Genomic DNA, 25,863 nt, shown 5'->3' with positions numbered 1-25,863 from the left:
CAGTTATTTAAAATCGATATAATCCGTTGGGTTTTCAGGATTTCCTCTACTCCACAGTTCAAAGTGTAAATGGGGCCCTGTTGTAAGTTCGCCAGTGTTGCCTACCACAGCTATAACTTCTCCTGCCCTGACCAAATCACCTTGGGCCTTGTTTAACGAGCCATTATGCTTATATACGGATAACAATCCCTCTGCGTGTTCTAAAATTATGACGTAACCCGTTTCTGTGGTCCATTCTGCAAAAATAACTGTTCCACTGGCAGTTGCTTTTACCGGCGCATCCTTTTGTGTAACTATATCCACGGCATAATGCTTTTTTTCTGGATCATATCCTTGAGAAAGTATTCCTGAGACTGGCGGGAACAGAACAATGTGTACATCGTTTACATCTCTTTCAAACAAATTATATTTATCCTCTAAAGCTACTTGGGCCCTCAATAAGGAATCTTCCTTAATTGGGGTTAAATTAACTGTGGATGGGTCTATTTTAAATTGTTCAAAAAGAGAATCTCTATTAATTTCATTATTGGCCACATCTCCCCTTAAAACCATTCTAACATTGTCTAAGTACCTATTGGTATAATTTAAAACGTTGACCAAAGAATCTGTTTTATAAGTTAGCTCCGTAGCCTGTCTCTTTAATTGTGTAGAAGAATACCCCGGAATATACTCTCTTAAGGGAGTGAAAGCAATCAATAGTGTGGTTAGGCCTATTAAAACAATCATTAGTAAAGTTCCTGTGACAAAAACATTGAGTCGGCTTAACTTAAAGGAGATTTTTTCTTCAAAAGTGCTCTCGTTAAGAATCACCAAACGGTACTTGTGCAAGAGCTTTTTCTTGATTTCTGTCCCCTTTTTTTCTTTTTTGGCCATAGAACACAAATATAAGGTTACTATTGAATTTTAGCGAAAGTGATTACTAATTTATATAATCCTTAACTGTATTGGAAAACCAAATAGGGTATCTTGCAATTAAAAATATTGTGTAACATTAATATTAACTATATTCTTACACCTTTATTTGTTACATTTGTTATTAGTTAAAATCTGATTATTATGATATCATCACATATTTTTTTAGGAATGATAGGCCCATGGCAAATAGCGATTATCGTTATGGTTATATTATTGTTGTTTGGCGGCAAAAAAATTCCAGAGCTAATGAGAGGTCTAGGAAGCGGAATCAAAGAATTCAAGGATGCTTCTAAGGAAGAAGAAAAACTTGAAGAAAAAAAAGAAGATTAATAATTTCATATTTTTTTGAATAATAAAAAGCCCATCATTTTTAAGTGATGGGCTTTTTGTTTTATTTGTTTTCTTTAAAACTTCCCAAAAACACCCTTCTTCTATTGTCAACGTATATATAGCCTTATCGATAAACTACATATTTTCCTAGTTTACGACACAAAACAAGACTTTCACAACAAAAACTACAATTCCTAGACAAGAGCCTCTAAATTTGAAAATTGAAATTGGCACGACTATGTGCTGTGCATATCTAAAAGAAACCCAAATTGATGATGATAGTGGTGTTTTTATAAATATAAAACGCATGAAAATACCTATTAAGGTCTTTATTTTTTTATTCTCATTTTGTCTGTTTGCGGGTGCTCACAATAAATTAGGTCCCGTTGAAACGAAAACTATTCCATTTGGTGACAAAAAAGAAAGCATAAAAAGCAGAACATTTACAAACTTGGACAATGTTGAGAATGGTTATTATATCATTTCCAACGTTTATAAAAATAAAGCTTACCTTAAAAAAGAGGTGAAATCACTTCGAAAAAAAGGCATTGATGCGAAGTATCTCTTTAACTCCAACAACAATCTCCATTATTTATATATAGACCGCCATATAAATTGGGATGATGCATATAAAGCTTGTGAGACAAAGCTAAATGGCACATACCACAAAAATCTATGGGTAATGATTGTTGAAAATGACAATTCTTATTTTCAGACGAAAGAAAAATCCCCAAACAATAAATTAATTAAAAGAGCAGACGACTATTTTAATAAAATGTGGTATGAAGAGGCAGCAGAACTCTATGAACAAGCCTTGTACGGTAACAAAGAATTCCAAACCATAGATATTCTTAAAAAAGCTGGTGATGCCCACTATTTTAATACCAATATGGAAAGAGCCTACTATTGGTACAATATACTTTTTGAAAAATATGAAGACAGTCTTTCCGCAGATGTTATTTTTAAATATGCCCATACACTAAAAGGTGCTGGTAAATATGGTAGAGCCAAAAGATTGATGAAACTCTACGATAAAATGCCAAAAACAAATGGTAAAACCAAAAGAGGTGTGAGCAAAAAAGAGCGAGTAGTGGTTTTAGACAACATCATGAACCAAGCTGATTTGTATGAAATAAAAAATTTGGCCATAAACTCTAGATACGCTGAGTTTTCACCAATGTTTTATAATGAAGATGAAGTTGTTTTTACTTCTTCTAAAGATAGTTCTGTTTATAGTACTAATTTATATAAGCAAAACCAGCAGCCCTATTTAGACCTTTATACTGCAAAACTTAATAAAGAATCTTACGAACTTAGAAATGCAATTAAGTTTTCAAGAAAAATAAATACAAAGTATCATGAGGCTTCTGTTACCTTTTCCCCCGATAACAAAACCATGTATTTTACCAGAAACAATTATAAAAAGAAGCTGAAAAGAGACAAAAAGGGGGTCAACAACCTTAAAATATACATGTCAAAAAAGTTGAATGGGGAATGGTTAGAGGCCGTTGAAGTACCATTCAACAGTGATGAATATTCTACAGGCCATCCCGCTCTAAGCCCAGATGGAAAAAAGCTTTATTTTGTTTCCGATATGCCCGGAAGCATAGGCATGACAGATATTTTTGTGGTTGATGTGTTGGAGGATGGGCTGTTTTCCGAACCCAAAAATCTTGGGCCTAAGGTAAATACAGAAAGAAGAGAGATGTTTCCATTCATCAATAATGAGAAGCTTTATTTTTCTTCCAATGGCCATCCTGGGTTAGGTGGTTTAGATATTTTTGAAGTAACACTGGATAAAGAAAATGGTTTTAAAGAATTAAAAAACATTGGGGCTCCCGTAAATGGAGTTAAAGATGATTTCTCATACATAGTGGATGAAAAGACCCAAAAAGGGTTTTTTGCATCAAACAGAGCTGGTGGCAAAGGGGATGATGATATTTATTCCTTTAAACGTTTAATTCCTGAAGAGATTGAAGAAAATGCAATTGCGGGTGTTGTTACAGAGCTTATTACTGGGGATGTTATGCCAAAAGCCATGGTGACATTGTTGGATGAAAACAATATCAAACTAAAGGAAATAATAGTAGAAGATAACGGCAGCTTTATTTTTGAGGACCTTAATGGAAATACTAAATATACCATAGCCACTAAAAAAGAAGGTTATGATGATGAGGAAATTGATGTAAGTACAAGACAAAATGAAGTCGTAAATGTAGATCTTACATTAAGAAAATTAAAAGAACTTATTCTAGTGGAGGAAGGCATCAAAAAACTTAAGACAGATATGATTTTCTTTAATTTTGATAAGTTCAATATTAGAAAAGATGCTGCCATAGAGCTTGATAAATTAGTTGATGTAATGAACGAACACCAGGATATGGTGATTAAAATTGAGTCCCATACAGATTCCTACGGTGACAGCGCATATAATAAATACCTCTCGGACAAGAGGGCTAAATCCTCAAGGGACTACTTAATACAAAAAGGCATATCGTCAGATAGAATTGAAAGTGCCATTGGATATGGAGAAGAACGTCTCCTAAACGAGTGCGACGATGGGGTGCCTTGCAGTAGAGAGAAGCATAAACAAAACAGACGTTCAGAGTTTATCATTGTAAAAATGTGATTCCTGTGAATATAGCATAAACAAAAGAGCCTCCTTAAAAGGAGGCTCTTTTGTTTTTACAATAGTTTCTTAGCCTATTTTAAGCGTTTTTAGAATGGCCTCCAGCTCAAACATATAATCTCTTTTTTCCGTTGCTGGAGCAAAGGTAAACCCTTCTACTACCAACTTTCTCTTATTTGCTTCATCATTGATGATGTACGTTAAAAAAGGCCCTGCCATGAAATCGTTTTTAACTTCCCAAATACCTCTAACCTCAGCTGCCTTTTTTCCTCCTATCTCAGCAGGAAAAACAGCGGGGGCAAAAGCTTTCTCGGTAATCATATATGTTACTTTTCCGGGCATATCGGGTCCAGGAACATATTTCTCGCCTATGGAATCCCTCATTTTAATAATATCCTTGACAAAGGTAGAATCTGTGTTAAAACTATCTTCGGGCATTGAGTAAACAATAATATTCATATGTCCTTTTGGTATTTGTCTGTCCATCCACACAAAATTATCCTCCTGCTTACCTACTTTGTATATTGATGGAACTGTCATGGACACCCCAAACTTTTCTTCTAGTACTTTTTCCTTGCTAACGGATCTTTTAAAGCGTGTTTGCGCTTCTTCTATTTCCAACTCCTTAAAGCCCGCTATGGCATCATTTGCTTTGTTCTCTATGTTGGCAATTAATTCATCCAAAGTTCTGCCCTTAAAAACCCCTATTTTTTGAGGTCTGGCGTATAGATTTGTTTTAACGTGTGATATACTTACGGTGTCAATATCAGCAAAAATCAAGCTTCTAGAGTTTCTTATTGCCCCACTGAACACACTTTTTGGTATTTGGTTGATTGAAAATTTGGGTTCATCCCATATCATTCCTGTAAGTGGTGCAGCAAAATGTTCCCTTATCTTGTCACCTGCAGGTCCATTCCATAGATCATTGTCCATAACCACGGTCAATGTATTAATACCACCTATAGATGAGGGTTTATAATCTGTTTTATTTTTGTTCTTACAAGAGAGAAAGAAAGAAATTGTAATTGCTAATACTAGAAGTGTCCTTAAACTTTTCATTGGTCTAAATTTTACGATGAACAATCACACAATTTAAGTTTTGTGCCCGGTTTTAAATTACTACCGCTAATACCGTTCCATTCTCGTAAATTTTCAATACTAATTCCAGGATATTTTCTTGAGATGGTCCAAAGTGAATCTCCATGTTGCACCGTATGTATTTTTGCTCCCTTGATGGGACTGGTTTTTGATGAGTTGGTTTTAGCACTTGCAACAGCTGTACTTATGTTTGGGTTTCTAGTAAAAATCGTAAGTCGCTGTCCTATTCTAAGATCATTGCTTCGGAGCCCGTTCCATCTTTTAATATCGCTTATCCTAACCCTATAACGTTCTGCTATTTTTCCCAAATAATCTCCACTTCGTACTTTATAGCGTATTTGATCATTTGCTTTCACCAGCTGGGGCAAAGGACTTTCTTTGGATTTAAGCTCCTTTTCAACATGAGCATATATTGCTTCTTCGTTGGCAACAAATTTTCCTATGGCTTCCAAGGGCAATCTCAATGTATACTCTTTTCCTTTAACATAAGGAATAATATCCAATTTATAAGATGGATTAAGAACCTTTAACTCATCTACTGATACATCTACCAATTCCGAAATTTGATTAAAAGTTATTAAGCTTTTAACCTGAACCGTATCGGTCATAAAATATGCACGCTCTACTTTTTCAGTTTTAAAACCGTGCTCTTCCGCATATTCAAATAAATACATGGTTGCTAAAAATGCTGGAAGGTATCCCGCTGTTTCCCTTGGCAAATTTCTTCTTATGTTCCAATAATTTTTGTACCCCCCAGACCTTCTAATAGCCTTATTTACATTTCCCGGTCCGGAATTATAAGCCGCCAAAGCCAAATCCCAATCACCAAAAATATCATGCAACTTTGAAAGATATTTTGCAGATGCTTTGGTTGATTTAATAGGATCCATGCGCTCATCCACATAACTACTTACATCCAAATCGTACATTTTTCCTGTGCCATACATAAACTGCCATAGCCCTGTTGCCCCTACTCTAGATCGGGCCCTTGGATTTAATGCAGACTCTACAATCGACAGGTATTTTATTTCCAATGGCAAATTTTGGTTGTCCAACTCCTGTTCAAACAATGGGAAATAAAATTGGCTAGTTGTAAGCATTCTTTCTATAAGACCTCTTTTTCTAGTCAAAAAAGACTTAATAACACTCTCTAGAGAGGGGTTGTATGAAATATTAAAAGGTGTTTTTTGATCAAGAACTTCCAATCTTTTTTTTAAGGTCTCCGTATCCAAACTATAGGCATATGCGGAATCAACTTCCAGATTGGAAACCTCTTCATACATACTATCAAAAAGAGATGCTTGGTCTGCAAGTTCTTTTAACCATAGTTTATCATAAGTGGCTGCGTCTTCATGGTCTTTAAGATTATATTTTGATCCATCGGTAGTTACGAATATAGATGTAGCATCCAAACTGCCTGAAACTTTCACAAGTTCCTTCTGTTCCGTAGGTTCTTGGATTAAGCGTGTAGAATCTTGAGGCGTTTCTTCAATAGAAACAACCTTTGCATTACTAATAATAATACTATCGTTTTGTTGGGCATTTAAAATAGCACCCGCCAATAACAGAAAAGCACAAGATTGTATTGTTTTTAAGGTGTACATAAGGTTTCGTTTAAACTAACATAGCCGTTAAAAATCGTTTATTTTTCCTGAAAAATAAAATTTTTAACTTAAAAGTAATTCTCGGATGAGAAAAGCCCGTTAATCGATAACGCCCTATCTACTCTAATATTGCGGCAATTCCTGGCAATGTTTTTCCTTCTAAACTCTCTAGCATGGCCCCGCCACCTGTGGAAACGTAACTTACCTTGTCCTCAAAGCCAAATTGTTTTACAGCTGCAACAGAATCTCCACCACCCACTAAGGAAAATGCTCCATTCTTTGTGGCTTGATCAATGAAGTTGCCTAAAGAAATAGTACCATTGGCAAAATTTTCCATTTCAAATACACCAATTGGACCATTCCAAAGAATTGTTTTAGAGGCAAGTATAACATCTTTAAAATTCTTTAATGTCTTTGGCCCTGCGTCCAGTCCTTGCCATCCGCTTGGAATTTTATCCACGTCCAGCACTTGGGTGTTGGCGTTATTGTTAAAGTCATCAGCCGCCAAAACATCCACAGGAATATGAACTTGTACACCCTTTTCTTTTGCTTGTTTTAGAATATCCAATGCTAATTCCATTTTATCGTCCTCACAAATGGAATCACCAACTTCTCCTCCCTTTGCTTTAACAAACGTATAGGTCATTCCACCACCAATTATCAGGTGGTCTACCTTATCCAAAATATTTTCAATTATGGTTATTTTAGAGGATACTTTAGCACCTCCCAAAATTGCCAAAACAGGTTTTTCCCCAGTTTGCATCACTTTTTCAATAGCCTCAATTTCCTTTGCCAAAAGGTATCCAAAACATTTGTTCTCTGGAAAAAACTTAGCAACTATTGTTGTGGATGCATGCGCCCTATGAGCTGTTCCAAAGGCATCATTTATATAAACATCGCCTAATTTGGACAACTGTTTTGCAAAGGTTTCATCACCTTTTTCTTCCTCGTCATGAAAGCGTAAATTTTCTAATAAAAGTACCTCTCCGCTTTGTAGGTTAGAAGTAGCATTTTCAACTTCTTCTCCAATACAGTCCTCAACAAACTTTACTTCGACACCTATAATATCCGAAACCTTGTCACAAATATGTTTCAAAGACAGATCGGAATTCTTTTGTCCTTTTGGTCTTCCCAAGTGACTCATTAGAATGGCGCTTCCACCATCTTCCAAAACTTTAATGATTGTTGGTTTTGCCGCTTCAATTCTATTCGTATCCGTTACATTGAAATCAGCGTCCAAAGGAACATTGAAATCAACTCGTATCAATGCCTTTTTCCCTTCAAAGTTTATTGTGTCTATGGTTTTCATTTTGCTTTAGTTTTATAAGAGTGGCAAATGTAAAGATTTATGAGGTGCTTGTAAAGGTGTGCTACTATAAATTAAAGTTATATGAGGGTATTCTTTGTTATTATTTTAACAAGCCATTGGCATATAATACAAAACATCAAAAAAAACTATCTTTGGTCGATGCTTTTCAAAGATATTTTAGGTCTTGTACATATAAAAAAACACCTGTCCCAGAGTGCGGACGCGGGTAGAATTCCCCATGCGCAATTGTTTGTGGGGCCAGAAGGTTGTGGATCACTTCCCATGGCTTTGGCCTATGCACAATATGTTATATGTTCCAACGTCAATGGAGAAAATATAGCTGGGAATAGTGCTTGTAACATCAAATGCAATTCTTTTTCCCATCCGGACGTTCATTTTGCTTTCCCAGTCGCCAATAGCGATAAAATAAAAAGCCATGCTGTTAGCAATAATTATATGGAAGAATGGCGCCAATTTTTACAGGAACAACCTTATGGGAATCTTTTTGATTGGTACAGATTAATAGGAATCGAAAAAAAACAAGGTCAAATTGGGGTGGATGAAGCCCAAGATGTTGTTAAAAAACTATCCTTAAAATCTTACGAAGGTGGCTATAAAGTGATGATTATTTGGATGGCAGATAAAATGAACGGGGCTGCGGCCAACAAACTTTTAAAGCTAATTGAAGAGCCTCCCGAGAAAACTGTTTTCCTGTTACTTGCAGAGGACGAAGAGCAAATCATTCAAACTATAAGGTCTCGTTGTCAAATATTAAATTTCCCTCCCCTTGCCGAAAATGTTATTGCAAATGCATTACAAGAAGATGGCTTGTCACTAGAAGAGGCGTATAGAATAGCACACGAAGCAAATGGCAACTTTAACAAGGCCCTAGATTTAAAGAACAATAATTCTGAAGATTTGGTTTTTGAAAAGTGGTTTGTACAATGGGTGCGCAGTGCTTTTAAGGCAAAAGGAAACAAAGCGGCAATCCACGAACTTATTTTATGGAGTGAAGAGGTTGCCAAAACTGGAAGGGAAACACAGAAAAAATTTTTAAAATATTGTTTAGGTGTAATGAGACAGGCATTACTCATTAACTACAATGCGACCGAACTGGCTTATTTGAAAATACATGTGGACGGATTTCAATTGGAAAAATTTGCTCCCTTTGTTCATGAAAATAATATTCTTGATATTTCCGAGGAGCTAGAAAGTGCTATTTATCATATTGAGCGGAATGGGAATTCCAAACTTATATTGACCGATTTATCCATTAAACTAACAAGGCTTCTTCATAAAAAGGCCGCATAAAATTTAACTATGGACTCCCTATTGAATAATGCAACAGAAATTCTATTATTAATTTTTTTAGTCATTACGTTTCTGCAAAGTGGATTGGACAAAATCTTTGATTGGAATGGAAATATATCCTGGCTAAAAGAACATTTTTCAGCTACATTTCTTAAGGGTGTGGTTCCATTATTGGTTGCCACAATTTTAATATTGGAAATTTTGGTCGCAATTATATGTTTACTTGGCATATACAATATCCTTGCGATGGGAAAAATAACTTATGCCTTCTATGGGGCAATTCTTTCATGCATAACCTTGTTGTTACTTTTATTTGGACAGCGCATAGCCAAAGATTATGACGGCGCAAGAACCATTGTTATTTACTTGGTCCCAGCAATATTCTTGGTGTTTTTACTTCAATTGTAAAACAAAAAAGCCCCAACAACTGAATGCTAGGGCTTTTAAAAAAACTATTATTTTAAAGCTTACTTCTTATACTTATCGTTTAAGATTTTTACAATTGCGTCTGTAACATCATTGGTTTCCGTGCCATAAAGTACAGAACCACCATCACCTCCACTTAGCAAATATGTATAGCCATTAGCTTTTCCATATGCTTTAATTTCATCTTTTACTTTAGTAATCAAGCTATCCATTTCGGTTTGGTTCTTTTGTTGCAAGGCCAGCTCTTCTTGTTGCAGTTGCTGTCCTATGAATTGTCCCTTTTGCTGAATAACCGCATACTCTTCCTGGGCTTTTGTTTGTGACATACTCTGGGCTTTTACTTGAAAAGCCTGAGCCTCCATCTGAAAAGTTTGTGAGATACTATCACGCTTTTTAGCAAAAGTTTCTGCCAACGTTTTGTATTTCGCATCGATATCTATTTTCTCTTGATAATCGGACATTACTTTTACATTATCCACATAACCTAACTTATCTTGTTGGCATGCTACCATTCCCATTAGCACTACTGCCAAAATTATTTTTTTCATTCTTGTTTTTTAAAGTTGGGCAAAAATAGGAAAGCTTTTTAATAAATTAAGAAACTTTAGGTTAAAACACTTATTGAGCAAGACAATAGTCTAAAATCATTAAATAAGTAAAAACTATTGTTATTGTCTTGTTTGATTGTTTTTTTCGATGCAATTTGAGTTGCACAAAAAGGGTTGGGCGGCTTTTCTCTCCTTGTGAAGTGTAGATTGCCGAACCCCCGATCAAAGCCTTGGAAATGGCTTTAAAACGCAAATTAGGCCTTTTTAATAATGTAAATTAGGGAAGAATACTCTTTGGTTCTCCAAGCCTTCAGATTAGAAACCAAACCAATAAAACATGCCTTGATAAAATTCTGTTTTCCAGTTTTATATTTTTCCGACAAAAGGGAGACATAGTACGAATCAAAAACCATGGGCCTAATTTTTGTGACTATCATGTTTTCTTTCTGAAAAAGGGCTTTGACACTTTCTTTGGAGAAATGCCATAGGTGTCTTGGAACATCAAAGGCGGCCCAAAAATTTTTATAATACAATGCGTCAAAGGATTTATAATTTGGCACAGCAACAATCAAGGTTCCGTTCTCTTCCAACAAAGAACTTATTTTAGTAATCTGCCTTTCCAAATTGGGCAAATGCTCTAAAACATGCCACAAGGTAATTACAGCATATTTGTTTGATGATAGTTCGTTTAGATTGCTGAAAGTTTCAACTCCTTTTTCTTTAGATCTTTTTCTTGCCTTTTCATTGGGCTCTACTCCATCAATTTTCCAACCAGAATTTTTGGCCACCAACAAAAAGTCTCCTGTCCCAGATCCAACATCCAAAAGTGTTTTGTTTTCCTTAGTTTGCCCACCTATCAATTTCAGCTTCTTTTTAAGGCTGTGCTTCTTTACATTCTGATAGATTTTATCAAGAAATGTTTCTTGAGAATCTGTATGTGATATGTAATCTTCGCTCTGATAAAATTTTTCAAGATTTTCTGGCTGGGGATCTGTAACCAACATATCCAATTCCAGATTATGAAGCAACTGGAACTTCTCTCCAGAAACAGAATAATCTTTAGTTTTTAAGTACAATTTCATTATAATTGTGAGTAGAAAGGTATTCGTCTTTTAAGCTTCGAAGATACTTTAAAACAACTTCTCTGGAAAACGAATTTTCCCCTAAGCAGTCTTTTTCCAAATCACTATAAACCTCTATGGCTATATACCAATTTCCTTTTCGATATACTCCTCCTTTGGGTGTAAAAACAGGTTCATAATCATCGCTGCTAGTTGCTCTGCTCAAGGCCACATCCATTAAAGCTGCCAAAATGGGAATGCTCTTGTCTTGAATTTCCGTCTCATAGAATGCAAAAAAATATTGAATGCCATCAACCACAAAGGGAACATCATCATAAACATCTTCATCATTCAATTGAAATTTAATATTGACATAATCATAAAAATGCCCAGCTTCCTTTGGGTCCTCGAAAATGAACATATTTCTCTTTGGAAGGTTCCTTTTAAATTTTTTACCCGTAGTTAGTTTATAGTCTGAAATATTAGGGGCTATACGAATTGGTATACAGGATTGGATAAAAATCAACAGAAAAACATAGGATAAGGATTTTTTCATTTTAGCCGGTTTTGAAGTTGATTTTAAACTTATCAAAAACCACGCCAATAGTGCTATAAAATGTTTGGAAAAGAAAATGTTCCACGTGGAACATTATTGGTCGCTACCGAGCAATTGTATTCCCGTAAGGCTAGAAAGTTCCTTTGCCTTGTCCCTGGCCTTTTCCAAAGAACAGGCCCGATACAGGGTAAAATGTTTGTTACCCTTGAATATTCTAATTACATAACTATCCCCTTTCCTTCCTGTTCCCATGGCCGCAACAGGGCCCCAATCAGAGCTTTGCTTGTGTTTTAAAGAAAAGACTGTTATATATTCAGGAAATTCAATGCGCAATTTGCTCTTGTAAACACTAATTCCAAAAATTTGAAAATGCCGCCAGGCCTCAAATTGATTATTTATGCTATAAGTAACGGAATACCCTAACAGCAAAACGCCAAGCACAGACATCGTAATTGCCTGGTGCCAAGCCAATGGATTATTCCACAAAATAAAAAGAGATAATAAGAGCATCGCTACTCCCAAAACCTTAACCGTAGTTGGCTTTGTTTGTTTAAAAAACAACACATTTTTCATCTTCCCATGAAAACTAATAGCACACTAATGTCGCTTGGAGATACACCACTAATTCTTGAGGCTTGTGATATAGTAACCGGTCGGATTAAGTTCAATTTTTCCCGGGCTTCATGAGATAAAGATTTTAATTTGCTATAATCAAACCCTTCTGGGATTTTCACATTTTCAAGTCGATGTAATTTGTCTGCATTGTTCTTTTCCTTTTCTATATAACCAGAATATTTTACCTGTATTTCGGTCTGCTCCATTACTTCCCTGTCAAAAGAATTCTCACTCGCATATTTGGAAACAGCTTCCAATTGAAGCATATGTTCCATAGTTACTTTTGGTCTAGAAAATACTTTAAACATTTTATCAGATTGCTTCACTTTTGCAGAAGAAACGCTTTCCAAAATTGGATTTATATCCTTTGGCAAAACACTGGTGTTCTTAAAAAAAGCTATAAAATCATTTGACTTTTTTAACTTTTCCTCCATTCTAGTCAACCTGTCTTTTTTGGCCAACCCTATCTCAAAGCTCTTGGGTGTAAGTCTTAAATCAGCATTGTCCTGCCTTAAAAGAGTTCTATACTCAGCCCTCGAAGTAAACATTCTATAAGGCTCTTCTGTTCCTTTAGTAATTAAGTCGTCTATAAGAACTCCAATATATGCCTCATCTCTTTGCAAAATAAAAGGCTCTTTTTGGTTTATTTTTAAATGAGCATTGATGCCCGCCATCAACCCTTGGGAAGCCGCCTCTTCGTAACCTGTTGTTCCATTTATTTGACCAGCAAAATAAAGGTTGTTAACTAACTTGGTTTCCAGCGTATGCCTTAACTGTGTAGGGGGGAAATAATCATACTCAATTGCATATCCAGGTCTAAAAAACTTCACGTTTTCAAATCCCTTTACTGATTTTAATGCTCTGTACTGAACATCTTCTGGTAAAGAAGTAGAAAAACCGTTTACATATACCTCAACAGTTTTCCAACCCTCGGGCTCAACAAATATTTGATGGCTATCCTTATCAGCAAACCTATTTATTTTGTCTTCTATAGAAGGGCAGTATCTGGGTCCAATACTTTTAATACGCCCGTTGAACATAGGAGATCTATCAAATCCTTCACGCAACAAATCATGAACTAATTCACTAGTATGTGTCATATGACAATCCACCTGCGTGTTCAAGGGAAGAGTGTTGGTATAAGAAAACTTCTCTGGAACAATATCCCCTGGCTGAGGAATCATTACAGAATAGTCCAAAGACCGCCCATCCACTCTGGGTGGAGTACCTGTTTTCATCCTGCCACTATCAAACCCATAATCAACCAATTGTTCCGTAATTCCAGTGGCGGCCTTTTCACCTGCTCGTCCACCACCAAACTGTTTCTCTCCAATATGTATAAGTCCATTCAAAAAAGTACCGTTTGTTAAAACAACAGCTCTGGACTTTATATCTATGCCGAGAGAAGTTCTTACCCCAACAACATTGTTCTTTTCAACCAAAACACCAGAGACCATTTCTTGATAAAAATCAACATTAGGAGTGCCCTCTAAGGCCAAGCGCCATTCTTCCGCAAACCTCATTCTGTCATTTTGAGCCCTTGGACTCCACATGGCGGGACCTTTTGATTTGTTCAGCATTTTAAACTGAATAGCAGACATATCCGTAATAATTCCACTATATCCTCCAAGCGCATCTATCTCACGAACTATTTGGCCCTTCGCAATTCCACCCATTGCCGGGTTACAGGACATTTGTCCAATATTTTGCAAATTCATAGTAACCAATAAAGTTTTTGAGCCCATATTGGCAGCGGCCGCTGTGGCCTCTGCGCCCGCATGACCACCTCCTACTACAATAACATCATACTCTTTTTCGAACATAACAAATCTAATGTTCCACGTGGAACAATTTAATCATTTCATTTTCCTTAACTCTCATTTGTGCCTTTTCATCCTCTGTTTTATCATTAAAACCTAAAAGATGCAAAATACCGTGAGACATTACTCGAAGCAATTCCTCTTCAAAATCAACATCTAGGTTGGCAGCGTTTTCCCTTACCCTATCAATGGAAATAAAAATATCGCTAGAGATAAGATTTCCTGCGGAATAATCAAAAGTTATAATATCCGTATAGGTATCATGATTTAAATACTTTTTGTTAATTTCCAACAAATATCTATCATCACAAAATATATAGTTGATGTCTCCACAAAAACTATTTTCTATCTCGAAGATTGTAAGAATCCAACTCTTATGCCTAACGTCATCCTTAAGTTGAAAATCCGTTTCATAGTGAAAATCAATTATCATTTTTAAAATATAGCTGAACCTTGTTTTGAAAATTTTGCTGCAAAGGTAATGCTTGTCTGTTTAAAATCTCAATTTGATTTTCATAACCCTCTAGGACATCCGGTTTTGTAATAATTGGATTTGTGAATTTGCTATAATTAGTACTGCTTTTACGCTCTTCTTTCTCACCTTGTTTTAAGGTTGCATTTTCAAGTCGCAACATTTGATGCCTTATTACATTAATTTTATTATTAGTTCGTTGTGTAATTCCATTCTCAATAAGGTCATTTTCAAAATCTTCCATTTGTTGAATAAGCTTTTGGGCCAAACCCCTATCTTGACTACGAATCATGTTTTGTAATTGGTCTTCCAATTGCTGCCTAATTTGTTGTTGCTGCTTATAAATTTCATATATCTCCCTAAGCTCCTGTTCACTTCCCTGTCCATTACCTGAACTACCCTGATTCTGACCCCCTTGTTGCCCCCCATCACCATTCTCACCAGAAACACCACCTTCGTTACTCTCACCTTGAATTCCCTCTTGACCACGTCCAGATTGTCCGCTCCCATTTTGTTTTCCCTGATTTCCTTTTTTGCCAGATTCCCCTTGATTTCCCTCACCGGATTCCCCTTGATTTCCCTGTTGGCCAGATTTACCTTTCTCCCCCATTTCACCCATTTTATCCTGTAACTGTCCTTGACTTCTAATGATATCTGGAAGCTGAAAACCTTCCTTGCTTTTACCACTGCCCTGGCCCGAAGTCATACTTTGCTGCATATTATCCAAGACATTAGCAAGAAAATCTGCTAAGCTATTAGATGCGTTCAAAACATACTGTTGATATGATACTCCTTGGTATATTTTGTTGTCTGTGATGCTTTCCAAGCTTTTATCAATATTATAATAAACCTCTGTTATCTGTTCGTTAACGAATTCTGAAAGCTCAGCGCGCCTAAGGGAAAGGGCAAACAGACTGTCATCTACATGACCAAATAAACCTCTTAAATCCTGTTGACTCCTTACAGTACCAGAAAACTGGGAAATTTCAATATCAGCGCCATTAAGATTATCGTAAAGATTTTCTTGTTTAAAAGAAAAGGTAATTAGATTGTCCAATATTTGTCGTAGCATCTCTGCGTCTTCTGCATCTTCTGACTCACTATTTCCATTTGAAGAAGATTGTTGTAATGACTCACTCATCTCCATCATTTTCTGGGCCGCCGATTTTTGTTTTTTAGATGCTTTATTGTTGGACTCCTCAGGTTTATTGTTTTCTGAAGATTGTTCATCACCCTTTTGCTTGTTCAATTCCTCTAAAGCTTCCTCTTGGTCCTTTTTCACGCTTTCTTGTTTGGGTTTACTGATGTCCAAAGGCAGTGGTTTTTTTAATTGTTCATTGTCCTTTTCCAGTTCATCCAACTCTTCCGAAAGCTTGCTAAAATCCCTATTAAGTTTTTCCTGCTCATTAGGAGAAAAATCTTCAGCCTCAATATTGGAAAGTACATCTTGTTCTTTAGATAACAACTCCAAATCTTTGGCTAACTGACTGGCCTTTTCAGTCACGTAATACCTTTTGGTAAGCTCCAAAAGCTGCTCTAAGCTACGTTCACTGTTCTGTTGTTGTTTACCCAGTTCATCCAATTTCCTGGAAAGCTCTTCCTTCTTTATTTTATCAGCGACCTTATTTAGTTCCTCCAGTAGCCTTTCATTTTTTCTAGCTTGTAACTCCTGGCGCTCCAACCTCTCTTTAAGCATTTTATTAAATGCCATATTCTCATCACTACTATCCAAAGTCTCCTTAAGCTGTTTACTGAACTTTTGCATCATCTCCTCCTGTTGCTTTTGTTCCTTCAAAAAATCCTTTATTTTATTTTTTTCATTAAAATTAAGTTCACTTTTCTCTTTCTGCTCTTTATTAATGTCATTAAGTGTCTCCTTTTGCTCCTTTAATCGTTCTAAAGACCTATCTAAATCATTAATAAGTTTGTTTTGATTATATAACTTATTGTTTTTCAGTTGATTAGAGTCGAGTAGCGCCAAATTAAATATCCTGCTTTTAGTTGACTTACCTTTATGAATGGCATCGTTATCAGTAACTTTAAAAAAGAAGCTATAGCCTTTTCCTGCCTCTAGATTAAGCCCAGAAGGATAGGTATAATAAAAATGTTTAAAATTGGAATTGGGCGCCGCAAGTTTAATAACTTGCTCTTCCGTATCATTAGAATAACAAACAAGTTCTATTGAGCTAACTTTATAATCATCTGAAACATCCCCAACAAAATAAAATATATTGGGATTAATAGAGTCCAAAATTTGATTCACCTCTATAGTCGGATATTTATCCTTTATAACATGTAATGAATATCCCAATTTCTCATATTCCTCCACATTCTTATTGGATGTTGTCAAATGATAGTCAACATCCGTATATACTTTCTTTGATAACCCAAATACCTCATTAGTTTTACTAAATGCAAAAACAGTATCCTTCTCTATAAACAAAATACTATCGGTATTATCGCCTACAACCTGCCATGTCACCTTTGTGCCCTCAGGAAAAGTAGCATTTCCCGTACCCTTAAGGTGTTCAGTTGGTTTATTAATATAGTCCGGAAAATCCAAAACCATACTAAAACTCTGGATAGAGGGAACCTTCAAAACATTTAAATCATAGCTATTGGATACCATATCATTGGCCCTAAAATGAAAGGTAGTATTACTTAATGGAGGGTAAAAAGTGTGACTATAAATTCCCTTGCTTTCCTGCAACAAAAATTCTTTATCACCAACCACAATAAAAACACGTTCTGGTTTTATTTGACCATCCGTACTAACCTGAACGGTATAAGGCTCACTCTCCAAAACATTCAAATCAGTAGAAAATAATTTAAAAACAAAAGGCGCAGGTGGTTCATATGCTAGATCATAATTTACCATGCGTTGGTAAGAACCAAAGAAAGAAGCTAAATTACCCGTAATACCTATCGTTGCAAAAATAATAATGGGTATAATTAGATATTTGGCATATTTCAAATTCTCTTTATAATCGATTGCTTTTGTAAAAGGAAAGGGTCTTAAACCAGCAGAGCGTTGTTCTATGCTGGCCAACAACAATTCGGATTTGTCTTTACTCTCTGCCAAATCCAACAAATTAAACAATTTGTCATCTACCTCTGAGAAATGTTTACCAATTAATAGAGAAGCTTGTTTGTTGTTGATTCCATGTTTCAATTTAAAGAGGTAAAACAGAGGCGTTAAAATATATTTATACAGCAAAAAAAGTTCAACACCTATAAATAATACTAACAAGATAAATCTACCAGTGGAGCCTAACCATAAAAAATACTCAATCCCTAGTGTTACCAAAAAATAAAGAAGTCCAAACGATAAAAAAAGAAGAATCCCCTTAAGCAATACTTTAGTATAGTATTTCTTAATAAAAAGATTTAATTTCTCTAAAATGTCTCTATAACTGCTCAAAATTGAATGTATTTAATTTCTAATATACCCCATACTTTAAAAACCCATATAAAAAAAACGTTAAAAAGAATTATAAACAACAATTATATAACGCAAAATCAACTTTTTAAGATATTGCTCAAAACAATTTTAACAACCCGCTTCATAAGATAAATAGTATATTAAAACTATATCCTGACTAGGCATTAGGTTCTTATGATATTATTTAATTAAGAATTAAATTTGGTAAATACACAAACTAGTATGCCAAACCAATTGTTAATTAGACCTGCCATTCTCAAGGATGTGCCCGAAATATTAACCATACTTAACCATGAGATTAAGAATTCCACGGTTATTTATGATTACACAGAAAGAACACTGAACCAACAAACACAATGGTTCTATACCAAACAAGAAGCAAAAATGCCCATTTTGGTTGCAGAAAAAGAATCGAACATCCTTGGATTTGGGTCTTTTGGCATCTATCGTCCTTGGGAAGCATATAAGTTTAGTATTGAACATTCCATTTATGTATCGTCCGCATCTAGAGGGCTTGGTATAGGAAAGTTATTAATGGAAGAACTAATTATTCTTGCAAAACTACAAGGCTATCACACCATGATTGCCGGTGTAGACGCAGACAACAAAGAAAGCTACAAATTTCATGAAAAATTTGGGTTTAAAGAGGTGGGTCGTTTTAATGAAGTGGGGTATAAGTTTGACAGATGGCTGGATTTAATCTTTATGCAACTTCACTTATAGAGATAATCCCTATAAAATCTCTGCCACATAAATTATCTTTGTAGCAAATTATCAATTAATGAGTAAAAAAGTACGTGTGCGTTTTGCGCCAAGTCCCACGGGGGCACTTCATATAGGGGGTGTTCGCACAGCCTTGTTCAATTATTTATTTGTCAAGAAACATGGTGGTGATTTTATTCTTAGAATAGAAGACACCGACCAAAATAGGTACGTTGAAGGTGCGGAACAATATATCATAGATTCACTTAATTGGTGCAATATGCCCTATGATGAGGGCCCTGGAAAAGAAAAAGGTTTTGGTCCATATAGGCAAAGTGAAAGAAAGCACATATATAAAAAATATGCTGATGAGCTAATTTCTAAAGGAAAGGCCTACTACGCTTTTGATACAGCAGAAAAATTAGATTTTCATAGAAAAGACCATGAGGCTAAAGGCAAAACCTTTATCTATAATTGGCATAATCGTATGAAATTGGTGAATTCGCTTTCTCTATCACAGGAAGAATTACAAGCTAAATTGAATGCCGGAGAAGCTTATGTAATCAGATTTAAATCACCACAAGATCAAAAACTACATTTAAAAGATACCATACGGGGTGCTATAACCATTGACACCAATATCCTGGATGATAAAGTTCTTTTTAAAAGTGATGGTATGCCCACCTATCATCTTGCAAACATTGTTGATGATCATTTAATGGAGATAAGCCATGTAATTCGTGGCGAAGAATGGTTGCCTTCTTTGGCCCTGCACCAATTATTATATGATGCCTTTGACTGGGAAGCTCCAGAGTTTGCCCACCTGCCATTGATCATGAAACCTGTTGGAAAAGGAAAGCTAAGCAAAAGAGATGGTGAGAAACTTGGTTTTCCAGTTTTTCCCCTATCCTGGAAAGACTCTGTTGGATACAAAGAAGCGGGCTATTTCCCTGAGGCAGTTGTAAACTTTTTGGCCCTGTTAGGTTGGAATCCAGGAACAGAACAAGAAATTTTTAGTCTAAATGAATTGATAGAATCCTTTAGCCTAGAGAGAGTTAACAAATCTGGAGCGCGGTTTGATCCCGAAAAAACCAAGTGGTACAATCAATATTATTTACAGCAAAAACAAGACAGTCAGTTGGCCGAGTTGTTTGCAGAAAATATAAAAGACAGGCCTGTGGACTCCTCCCTTGTAGCAAACATAACTTACTTGGAAAAAATAGTTTCTTTAATTAAGGAACGAGCAACTTTTGTGTCAGATTTTTGGAATTTGTCCGATTACTTTTTTATACCGCCTGCTGCTTATGGAGAAAAAGCATTGAAAAAACAATGGAAAGAAGACACACCTGACATAATGAATAAGTTAATTACAGTTTTAGAATCTATTTCTAGTTTTTCGTCTCTAAATGTAGAGAAAATTGTAAAAGAGTGGATAACTGAACAAGAGCTATCTTTTGGTAAAGTGATGCCCCCATTACGGCTAGTCATCGTAGGTGATATGAAGGGCCCCCATATTTTTGATATTCTTGCTCTTATTGGTAAAGAACAAAGCATTTCTAGAATTAAAAAAGCTATAGAGACCCTATAATTTAGATTAAGGTTGTAACAATCTTTTATAAAACACTACTTATATCCTACAGAGTTTTGTAAATTGATTCCATTAACTTAAAAACTAATCACTATGGGTAACTTCATTTTTATACCGTTAATTTTCTTTGGCCTATTAATTTTATTCTCTTCCTTTTTTACTGTAAAACAGCAAACTGCCGTAATCATAGAGCGTTTTGGAAAATTCCAAAGTATTCGTCAATCAGGCTTACAAATGAAAATTCCACTAATAGATCGCATTGCAGCGCGTATTGGTCTTAAAATTCAGCAGTTGGATGTCATTGTGGAAACCAAAACCTTAGATGATGTATTTGTGAAGCTTAAAGTTTCTGTACAATATGTTGTTTTAAAAGAAAAAGTTTATGAGGCTTTTTATAAGTTAGAATATCCACATGATCAAATAACATCCTACGTCTTTGATGTGGTTAGGGCAGAAGTTCCAAAAATGAAACTGGATGATGTATTTGTAAAAAAAGATGATATTGCCATTGCCGTAAAAACCGAACTGCAAGAGGCAATGTTGGATTATGGCTATGACATCATTAAAACCCTCGTTACAGATATAGACCCAGACGCACAAGTTAAAGAAGCCATGAACCGTATTAATGCTTCTGAAAGAGAAAAAATTGCCGCCCAATTTGAAGGTGATGCCGCTCGTATACTAATTGTTGAAAAAGCGAAAGCGGAAGCAGAAAGTAAAAGATTACAAGGGCAGGGTATCGCAGATCAACGAAGGGAAATTGCCCGAGGCCTGGAGGAATCCGTTGAAGTTCTAAATAAAGTAGGTATCAATTCCCAAGAAGCCTCCGCTTTAATTGTGGTAACCCAACATTACGATACATTACAATCCATTGGAGAAGAGACCAACACCAATCTAATTTTGTTACCCAATTCTCCACAAGCCGGTAGTGACATGTTAAATAATATGGTAGCTTCTTTTACGGCAAGTAATATGATTGGCGAATCCATGAAAACACAAAACGTCAAGAGCAAAAAATAGAACGCGTTTTATAATGCATAATGCTTACAAACCTCCTTTAGTTCTTCAAAAAGCCTAAAAGGAGGTTTTTTATAAACATAAAACTCAAATGAGCCCTTCTGATGAAGTTATTGATCGCCTCTTCTGCCTTGCCAAGCCAATTAAGCAAAAAGCCCTTACAAAGCCTTAAAAAGACTGGCTTTGTATAGAAAATATCAATTGGTATATTTAAAGGAATAAATAAACTTTATGTTAGTTTTTCTTTTGCATTTTGGCCCATGTATCACGTAAACCAACCGTTTTATTAAAAACCATATTTTCGGGTGTACTGTCCAGGTCGATATTAAAATATCCCAACCTCTGAAATTGAAATTTATCTCCAACTTTGCTACTTTTTAAACTTGGCTCAACATAACCTGTAACAGTCTTTAAAGAATTGGAATTTATGAATTCCATAAAATCCCTATCCTTATAAGCATCCGGTGTTTCATCCAAAAACAAACGATCATATATTCTCACCTCTGCAGGAACAGCATGCTCTATAGAAACCCAATGCAAGGTGCCCTTAACCCTTCTTAAGCTTTCCTCCGTTCCACTGCCACTTTTACTTTTAGGGTCATAGGTGCATTGAATTTCCATAATATTCCCATCGGTATCTTTTGTACAGCTCTCAGCCTTAATTATATAACCATTCTTAAGCCTTACTTCACCCCCTAACTTTAATCTAAAGAACTTTTTGTTGGCCTCTTCCCTAAAATCCTCTTTTTCTATAAATAATTCTCTTGAAAAAGGAACTTCTCTATTTCCAGCAGCTTCATCCTCTGGGTTATTCTCCGCGTCCAACCACTCAACTTGTCCTTCCGGATAATTGGTAATAACTACCTTTACCGGGTTAAGTACAGCCATGACCCTGGGAGAGACCTTATTTAAGTGCTCACGAACATGAAACTCCAATAAAGAAACATCCACTACATTATCTCTCTTGGCAATCCCGATAGTATCCACAAAATTACGAATAGATTCTGCTGTATAGCCCCGTCTCCTTAAGCCAGAAATAGTAGGCATTCTTGGGTCATCCCAGCCTGTAACAATTCCACTTTCAACCAATTGAAGCAGTTTTCTCTTGCTAACAACGGTATGACTAAAGTTTCTTCGTGCAAATTCACGTTGTTTTGGGCGTACTTTGCCATCATCATAGACTTGGTCCAAAAACCAATCGTACAATTCCCTGTGCATAGCAAACTCCAATGTACAAAATGAGTGTGAAACCTGCTCAATATAATCGCTCTCACCGTGTGCCCAGTCATACATTGGATAAATACACCAAGCGGTATTTGTTCTGTGGTGCGCTCTATGCAAAATGCGGTATATTATGGGGTCCCGCATAAGCATATTAGACGATTTCATATCAATTTTTGCCCTTAAAACATGACTTCCCTCCTCAAAATCACCCTGCTTCATTTTATCAAAAAGCTCTAAGTTCTCCGTTATGGATCGATTTCTAAAAGGACTGTTTGTACCTGGCTCTGTTGGGGTTCCCTTTTGTTTTGCCATTTCCTCCGAAGATTGACTGTCAACATACGCCAAACCCTTATTTATAAGCATAATGGCCCAATCATATAGTTGCTGAAAATAGTCAGATGCGTAGCATTCCTTGTCCCATTGATAACCCAGCCACCTAACGTCCTCCTTAATAGCGTCCACGTATTCCTGCTCTTCCTTAGCGGGGTTAGTATCATCAAACCTTAAATTAACCGGTGAATCATAATTAAGACCAAGACCAAAGTTCAAACAAATAGAACTGGCATGTCCAATATGCAGATATCCATTTGGTTCCGGTGGGAACCTAAATCTAAGTTTTTCTTTTGGAAAACCAGTTTTTAAATCCTCTTCAACAATATGCTCAATGAAATTGAGTGATTTGGGAGCTTCTTCCATGCAACAAATTTATCCCACAAATGTAGGAAAAATGGTGCTATTCATCGATAAAAAAGAGCTAACCATCAAATAAAAGCATTTCACAACATAATTAAATGGTACTACAACAATAAATTCTTTAGGGTATAATTATATGCCATATTTGTTGTTGAGTATAAGTCATATACGAGATTTTATAGAAGAAAAGCTTTAAAAAAGTACAAAAAAGAAGTAGTAACCCCCCCAAAAAACTACATACACTATGAAACCAAATCTACATTTCACTTTACTATTTACAATTGTGCTGTCCCTATTTGGGAGTGCAGACGCCTTGCACGCACAGACACTAAATAAACCTGAGCCTGCAGATAACCCCAACACTGGTGGTAACTCCATATGGACCGCTGCCTGTGCTTCTGAAAGTTTCAATGAATATTTTGTAAACTTTACATGGAACCCACCACTGGTAAACAGTGATAACTCATTTATATTGGAACTATCTGATGCTAACGGAAGTTTTTCCAATCCTGTAGAACTAGTAAATGACAATTCTCGCAACACAGATTTTGATTTTGAATTTCAATTTGTGTTGCCTACAGATACTAGAGGTGAAGGATATAGGTTTAGGGTTAAAAGCACCAGTCCGGCGAAAACTAGTCCCGAGTCTGATGCCTTTCCCATGTACTACATAGATTATGACTCTCCATTATTGATTAGCCCAAATGGAGATGGAAATATTCCTTCTGGTGGAACCATACAGCTTTGCGATGGCAGTTCGACCGTTTTATCCCCGCATAACATAACCAATGCAGATACCTATCAGTATAATTGGTACAAAAGTTCAACATTGTTGGGTGAAAAAGGTCCATCATTGACTGTGTCCTCCCCAGGAATGTATTATGTAGAAATAGACTATGGTTCAACATGTTCGGGTTCTGCAAATACATTATCCAATACAATAGAAATAACAATAGGAGCAAGCTTAGGTATTGCCATAAATAATCCGTCTAAAACAGATTTATGCTCTGGGGAAACGGTTGATTTAGAGGCAAACATAATAGATCAAGGACTTACCTACGTCTGGTACAAGGATGGAGTAGCTATTACTTCTCCGACCGTGGACAATGACACCTATACAGTGGATGCCTCCGTTGCTGGCTTTGAAGGTGACTATACGGTAGAAATTGATGGTTCGGGTACATGTTTAGAGCTTTCCGCTCCAATAAGCATTACAAATGCAGGTGATTTTACGGTTACAGTGGACAATCCAAACAACATTGTAGTTTTACCTGGTCAAACAAAAACATTAAGTGTTTCAACAACAGCATCTTCACCACTATACCAGTGGTATAAAGATGGTGTTCAAATAACAGGTGCTACGACCAATTCTATTGATGTTACCCAAGCTGGTGTCTATTATGCCGCAGTAACCCTTAGTGGTGGTGCTTGTTCTTCCACAACTGTAAATTCCGAACAAACCATGGTGGTTTCACCAGCTGCCTTTGAAATTAATATTGATTATGCCACCAGCTATACTTCTTGTTCAAATACAAGTATTGTTTTAGAGGTTTCCTCTATCAACGCTGTGGCAGGAGATGGTAGTAAAACCGATGTTACAACAGATCTTATAAGTAGTTTTTCCTATCAATGGCAAAAAGACGGGGCCAATATCTCTGGTGAAACTTCAACTACCATAAGCCTTACTGATATTTCTGAAAACGGCAATTATGTTGTGGATGCAGCCTTAACAAGCTATTCTCCAGCATCTAATCCATTATCAGTTAAATTATTAGTGAATGAAACATTAACTATAGCCAGTAATGGGACTGTTAGCTGTAGCAATACAGATTTAATTGATATTACAACATCAACGGATTTATCCACTGGCAGTTTTGAATGGTTTAGAGATGGTGCAAGTGTAAGTACCACTGAAGAAACTTTAAGGGTTTCCGAAACTGGAGTATACCAATTGGTAGTTCAAAGAAATGGGTGCCCGTTGATTTCAAACGAAATAACAATCTCTCCTTTTGATGATTCCCTAATTACATTGGATTCAGGAGAAAGGGTGGTTTTTCCAGAAGGAAGCTCTAAAATTGTAAGAGCTACTGGCGGTACTGCTTATCGCTGGTTAGATATGAATAACAACTTATTAAGTAATTCTGACTCTGTGACCTTTACAGATGAAGGAGATTATATTCTTGTTGCAAGCATCGGGAACTGTGAAATAACTAAATCTTTAACCGTTGATTATTTGGAAACATTTAAGGTTCCCAATGTTATTACAGTGAACGGTGATGGAATCAATGATCAATGGGTGCTTCCAAACAGCTATTCCAATGACGCAGAGGTCACCGTGACCATTTATAATGAAAAAGGAGAAGAGGTAATAAACGAAACAAACTATCAAAACAATTGGCCTTCCTCTACAACTGCATTTGCAAAACAGAACGAGGTGTTCTTTTATAAAATAAGAAAGGCCAGTGAAGTTCTGAAACAGGGTACAGTTACTGTCATACGATAA

20 protein-coding genes are annotated in these 25,863 nt (G+C 36.0%); 8 read left to right on the top strand and 12 right to left on the bottom strand.

Annotation, left to right across the window (positions count from 1 at the left end; genetic code table 11):
* Nucleotides 1–3: 3 nt before the first annotated feature.
* The gene (locus GGR42_RS09715) at nucleotides 4–873 is read right to left on the bottom strand and encodes a M23 family metallopeptidase (protein ID WP_167963305.1); all 870 of its coding nucleotides are present in this window, start codon (nucleotides 871–873) and stop codon (nucleotides 4–6) included.
* Between the two features lie 183 nt (nucleotides 874–1,056).
* Between GGR42_RS09715 and tatA the strand changes: the two genes are divergently transcribed.
* Both tatA and GGR42_RS09705 read left to right on the top strand, forming a co-directional pair.
* Nucleotides 1,057–1,245, top strand: a complete 189-nt coding sequence (gene tatA, locus GGR42_RS09710) for a twin-arginine translocase TatA/TatE family subunit (RefSeq protein WP_167963303.1) — start codon at nucleotides 1,057–1,059, stop codon at nucleotides 1,243–1,245.
* Nucleotides 1,246–1,459: 214 nt separating this feature from the next.
* Nucleotides 1,460–3,874 (top strand): OmpA family protein, encoded by a 2,415-nt coding sequence (locus GGR42_RS09705; protein WP_245201425.1) that lies wholly within the window; start codon nucleotides 1,460–1,462, stop codon nucleotides 3,872–3,874.
* A 69-nt stretch (nucleotides 3,875–3,943) separates the two neighbouring features.
* Here the strand turns inward: GGR42_RS09705 and GGR42_RS09700 are convergent, their stop codons facing one another.
* From GGR42_RS09700 to GGR42_RS09690, 3 genes are all read right to left on the bottom strand, one after another.
* The gene (locus GGR42_RS09700) at nucleotides 3,944–4,933 is read right to left on the bottom strand and encodes a DUF4837 family protein (protein ID WP_167963301.1); all 990 of its coding nucleotides are present in this window, start codon (nucleotides 4,931–4,933) and stop codon (nucleotides 3,944–3,946) included.
* Nucleotides 4,934–4,944: 11 nt separating this feature from the next.
* Nucleotides 4,945–6,576, bottom strand: a complete 1,632-nt coding sequence (locus GGR42_RS09695) for a lytic transglycosylase domain-containing protein (RefSeq protein ID WP_167963300.1) — start codon at nucleotides 6,574–6,576, stop codon at nucleotides 4,945–4,947.
* 118 nt (nucleotides 6,577–6,694) lie between these two features.
* A complete protein-coding gene (locus GGR42_RS09690; RefSeq protein ID WP_167963298.1) occupies nucleotides 6,695–7,885 on the bottom strand; it encodes a phosphoglycerate kinase in 1,191 nt (396 codons plus the stop codon).
* A gap of 159 nt (nucleotides 7,886–8,044) precedes the next feature.
* On the opposite strand from GGR42_RS09690, the gene GGR42_RS09685 reads away from it, so the two are divergent.
* Together GGR42_RS09685 and GGR42_RS09680 are read left to right on the top strand one after the other, a co-directional pair.
* Nucleotides 8,045–9,196, top strand: coding sequence for a DNA polymerase III subunit (locus tag GGR42_RS09685; protein ID WP_167963296.1), 1,152 nt, complete (start codon nucleotides 8,045–8,047; stop codon nucleotides 9,194–9,196).
* A 9-nt stretch (nucleotides 9,197–9,205) separates the two neighbouring features.
* Nucleotides 9,206–9,604 (top strand): DoxX family protein, encoded by a 399-nt coding sequence (locus GGR42_RS09680; RefSeq protein ID WP_209023951.1) that lies wholly within the window; start codon nucleotides 9,206–9,208, stop codon nucleotides 9,602–9,604.
* A 59-nt stretch (nucleotides 9,605–9,663) separates the two neighbouring features.
* Here the strand turns inward: GGR42_RS09680 and GGR42_RS09675 are convergent, their stop codons facing one another.
* The 7 genes from GGR42_RS09675 to GGR42_RS09645 form a co-directional block, all read right to left on the bottom strand.
* A complete protein-coding gene (locus tag GGR42_RS09675) occupies nucleotides 9,664–10,170 on the bottom strand; it encodes an OmpH family outer membrane protein (protein WP_167963294.1) in 507 nt (168 codons plus the stop codon).
* A gap of 254 nt (nucleotides 10,171–10,424) precedes the next feature.
* The gene (locus GGR42_RS09670; protein WP_167963292.1) at nucleotides 10,425–11,252 is read right to left on the bottom strand and encodes a class I SAM-dependent methyltransferase; all 828 of its coding nucleotides are present in this window, start codon (nucleotides 11,250–11,252) and stop codon (nucleotides 10,425–10,427) included.
* Nucleotides 11,230–11,787, bottom strand: a complete 558-nt coding sequence (locus GGR42_RS09665; protein ID WP_167963290.1) for a hypothetical protein — start codon at nucleotides 11,785–11,787, stop codon at nucleotides 11,230–11,232. Before GGR42_RS09665 ends, GGR42_RS09670 begins: the two co-directional genes overlap by 23 nt.
* A 93-nt stretch (nucleotides 11,788–11,880) precedes the next feature.
* Entirely contained in the window at nucleotides 11,881–12,351 is a 471-nt protein-coding gene (locus GGR42_RS09660; protein ID WP_209023950.1) for a hypothetical protein, read from the bottom strand.
* Between the two features lie 5 nt (nucleotides 12,352–12,356).
* Nucleotides 12,357–14,225 carry a tRNA uridine-5-carboxymethylaminomethyl(34) synthesis enzyme MnmG gene (gene mnmG, locus GGR42_RS09655; RefSeq protein ID WP_167963286.1) on the bottom strand — a complete coding sequence of 623 codons (1,869 nt, stop codon included), beginning with the start codon at nucleotides 14,223–14,225 and terminating at the stop codon, nucleotides 12,357–12,359.
* A 7-nt stretch (nucleotides 14,226–14,232) separates the two neighbouring features.
* Complete coding sequence (gene ybeY, locus GGR42_RS09650; protein WP_167964453.1) at nucleotides 14,233–14,652, bottom strand: rRNA maturation RNase YbeY; 420 nt, start codon at nucleotides 14,650–14,652, stop codon at nucleotides 14,233–14,235.
* Nucleotides 14,645–17,866, bottom strand: coding sequence for a DUF4175 family protein (locus GGR42_RS09645; RefSeq protein ID WP_245201424.1), 3,222 nt, complete (start codon nucleotides 17,864–17,866; stop codon nucleotides 14,645–14,647). Before GGR42_RS09645 ends, ybeY begins: the two co-directional genes overlap by 8 nt.
* A gap of 492 nt (nucleotides 17,867–18,358) precedes the next feature.
* On the opposite strand from GGR42_RS09645, the gene GGR42_RS09640 reads away from it, so the two are divergent.
* The 3 genes from GGR42_RS09640 (at nucleotide 18,359) to GGR42_RS09630 (ending at nucleotide 21,446) form a co-directional block, all read left to right on the top strand.
* Nucleotides 18,359–18,859, top strand: a complete 501-nt coding sequence (locus GGR42_RS09640; RefSeq protein WP_167963282.1) for a GNAT family N-acetyltransferase — start codon at nucleotides 18,359–18,361, stop codon at nucleotides 18,857–18,859.
* A 58-nt stretch (nucleotides 18,860–18,917) separates the two neighbouring features.
* Nucleotides 18,918–20,426 carry a glutamate--tRNA ligase gene (gene gltX / locus GGR42_RS09635; RefSeq protein ID WP_167963280.1) on the top strand — a complete coding sequence of 503 codons (1,509 nt, stop codon included), beginning with the start codon at nucleotides 18,918–18,920 and terminating at the stop codon, nucleotides 20,424–20,426.
* Nucleotides 20,427–20,519: 93 nt separating this feature from the next.
* Nucleotides 20,520–21,446 (top strand): SPFH domain-containing protein, encoded by a 927-nt coding sequence (locus tag GGR42_RS09630; RefSeq protein WP_167963278.1) that lies wholly within the window; start codon nucleotides 20,520–20,522, stop codon nucleotides 21,444–21,446.
* Between the two features lie 231 nt (nucleotides 21,447–21,677).
* Here the strand turns inward: GGR42_RS09630 and GGR42_RS09625 are convergent, their stop codons facing one another.
* A complete protein-coding gene (locus GGR42_RS09625) occupies nucleotides 21,678–23,363 on the bottom strand; it encodes a glutamine--tRNA ligase/YqeY domain fusion protein (RefSeq protein ID WP_167963276.1) in 1,686 nt (561 codons plus the stop codon).
* 241 nt (nucleotides 23,364–23,604) lie between these two features.
* Here GGR42_RS09625 and GGR42_RS09620 point away from each other — a divergent pair, with 241 nt between their 5' ends.
* Nucleotides 23,605–25,863: a T9SS type B sorting domain-containing protein gene (locus tag GGR42_RS09620; protein WP_167963274.1), complete on the top strand. Its 2,259-nt coding sequence runs from the start codon at nucleotides 23,605–23,607 to the stop codon at nucleotides 25,861–25,863.

The organism is Saonia flava, assembly GCF_011927795.1.
GTDB lineage: Bacteria > Bacteroidota > Bacteroidia > Flavobacteriales > Flavobacteriaceae > Saonia > Saonia flava.
The sequence above is the reverse complement of the archived record's forward strand: the minus strand, read 5'-3'. Positions and strand labels throughout refer to the sequence as shown.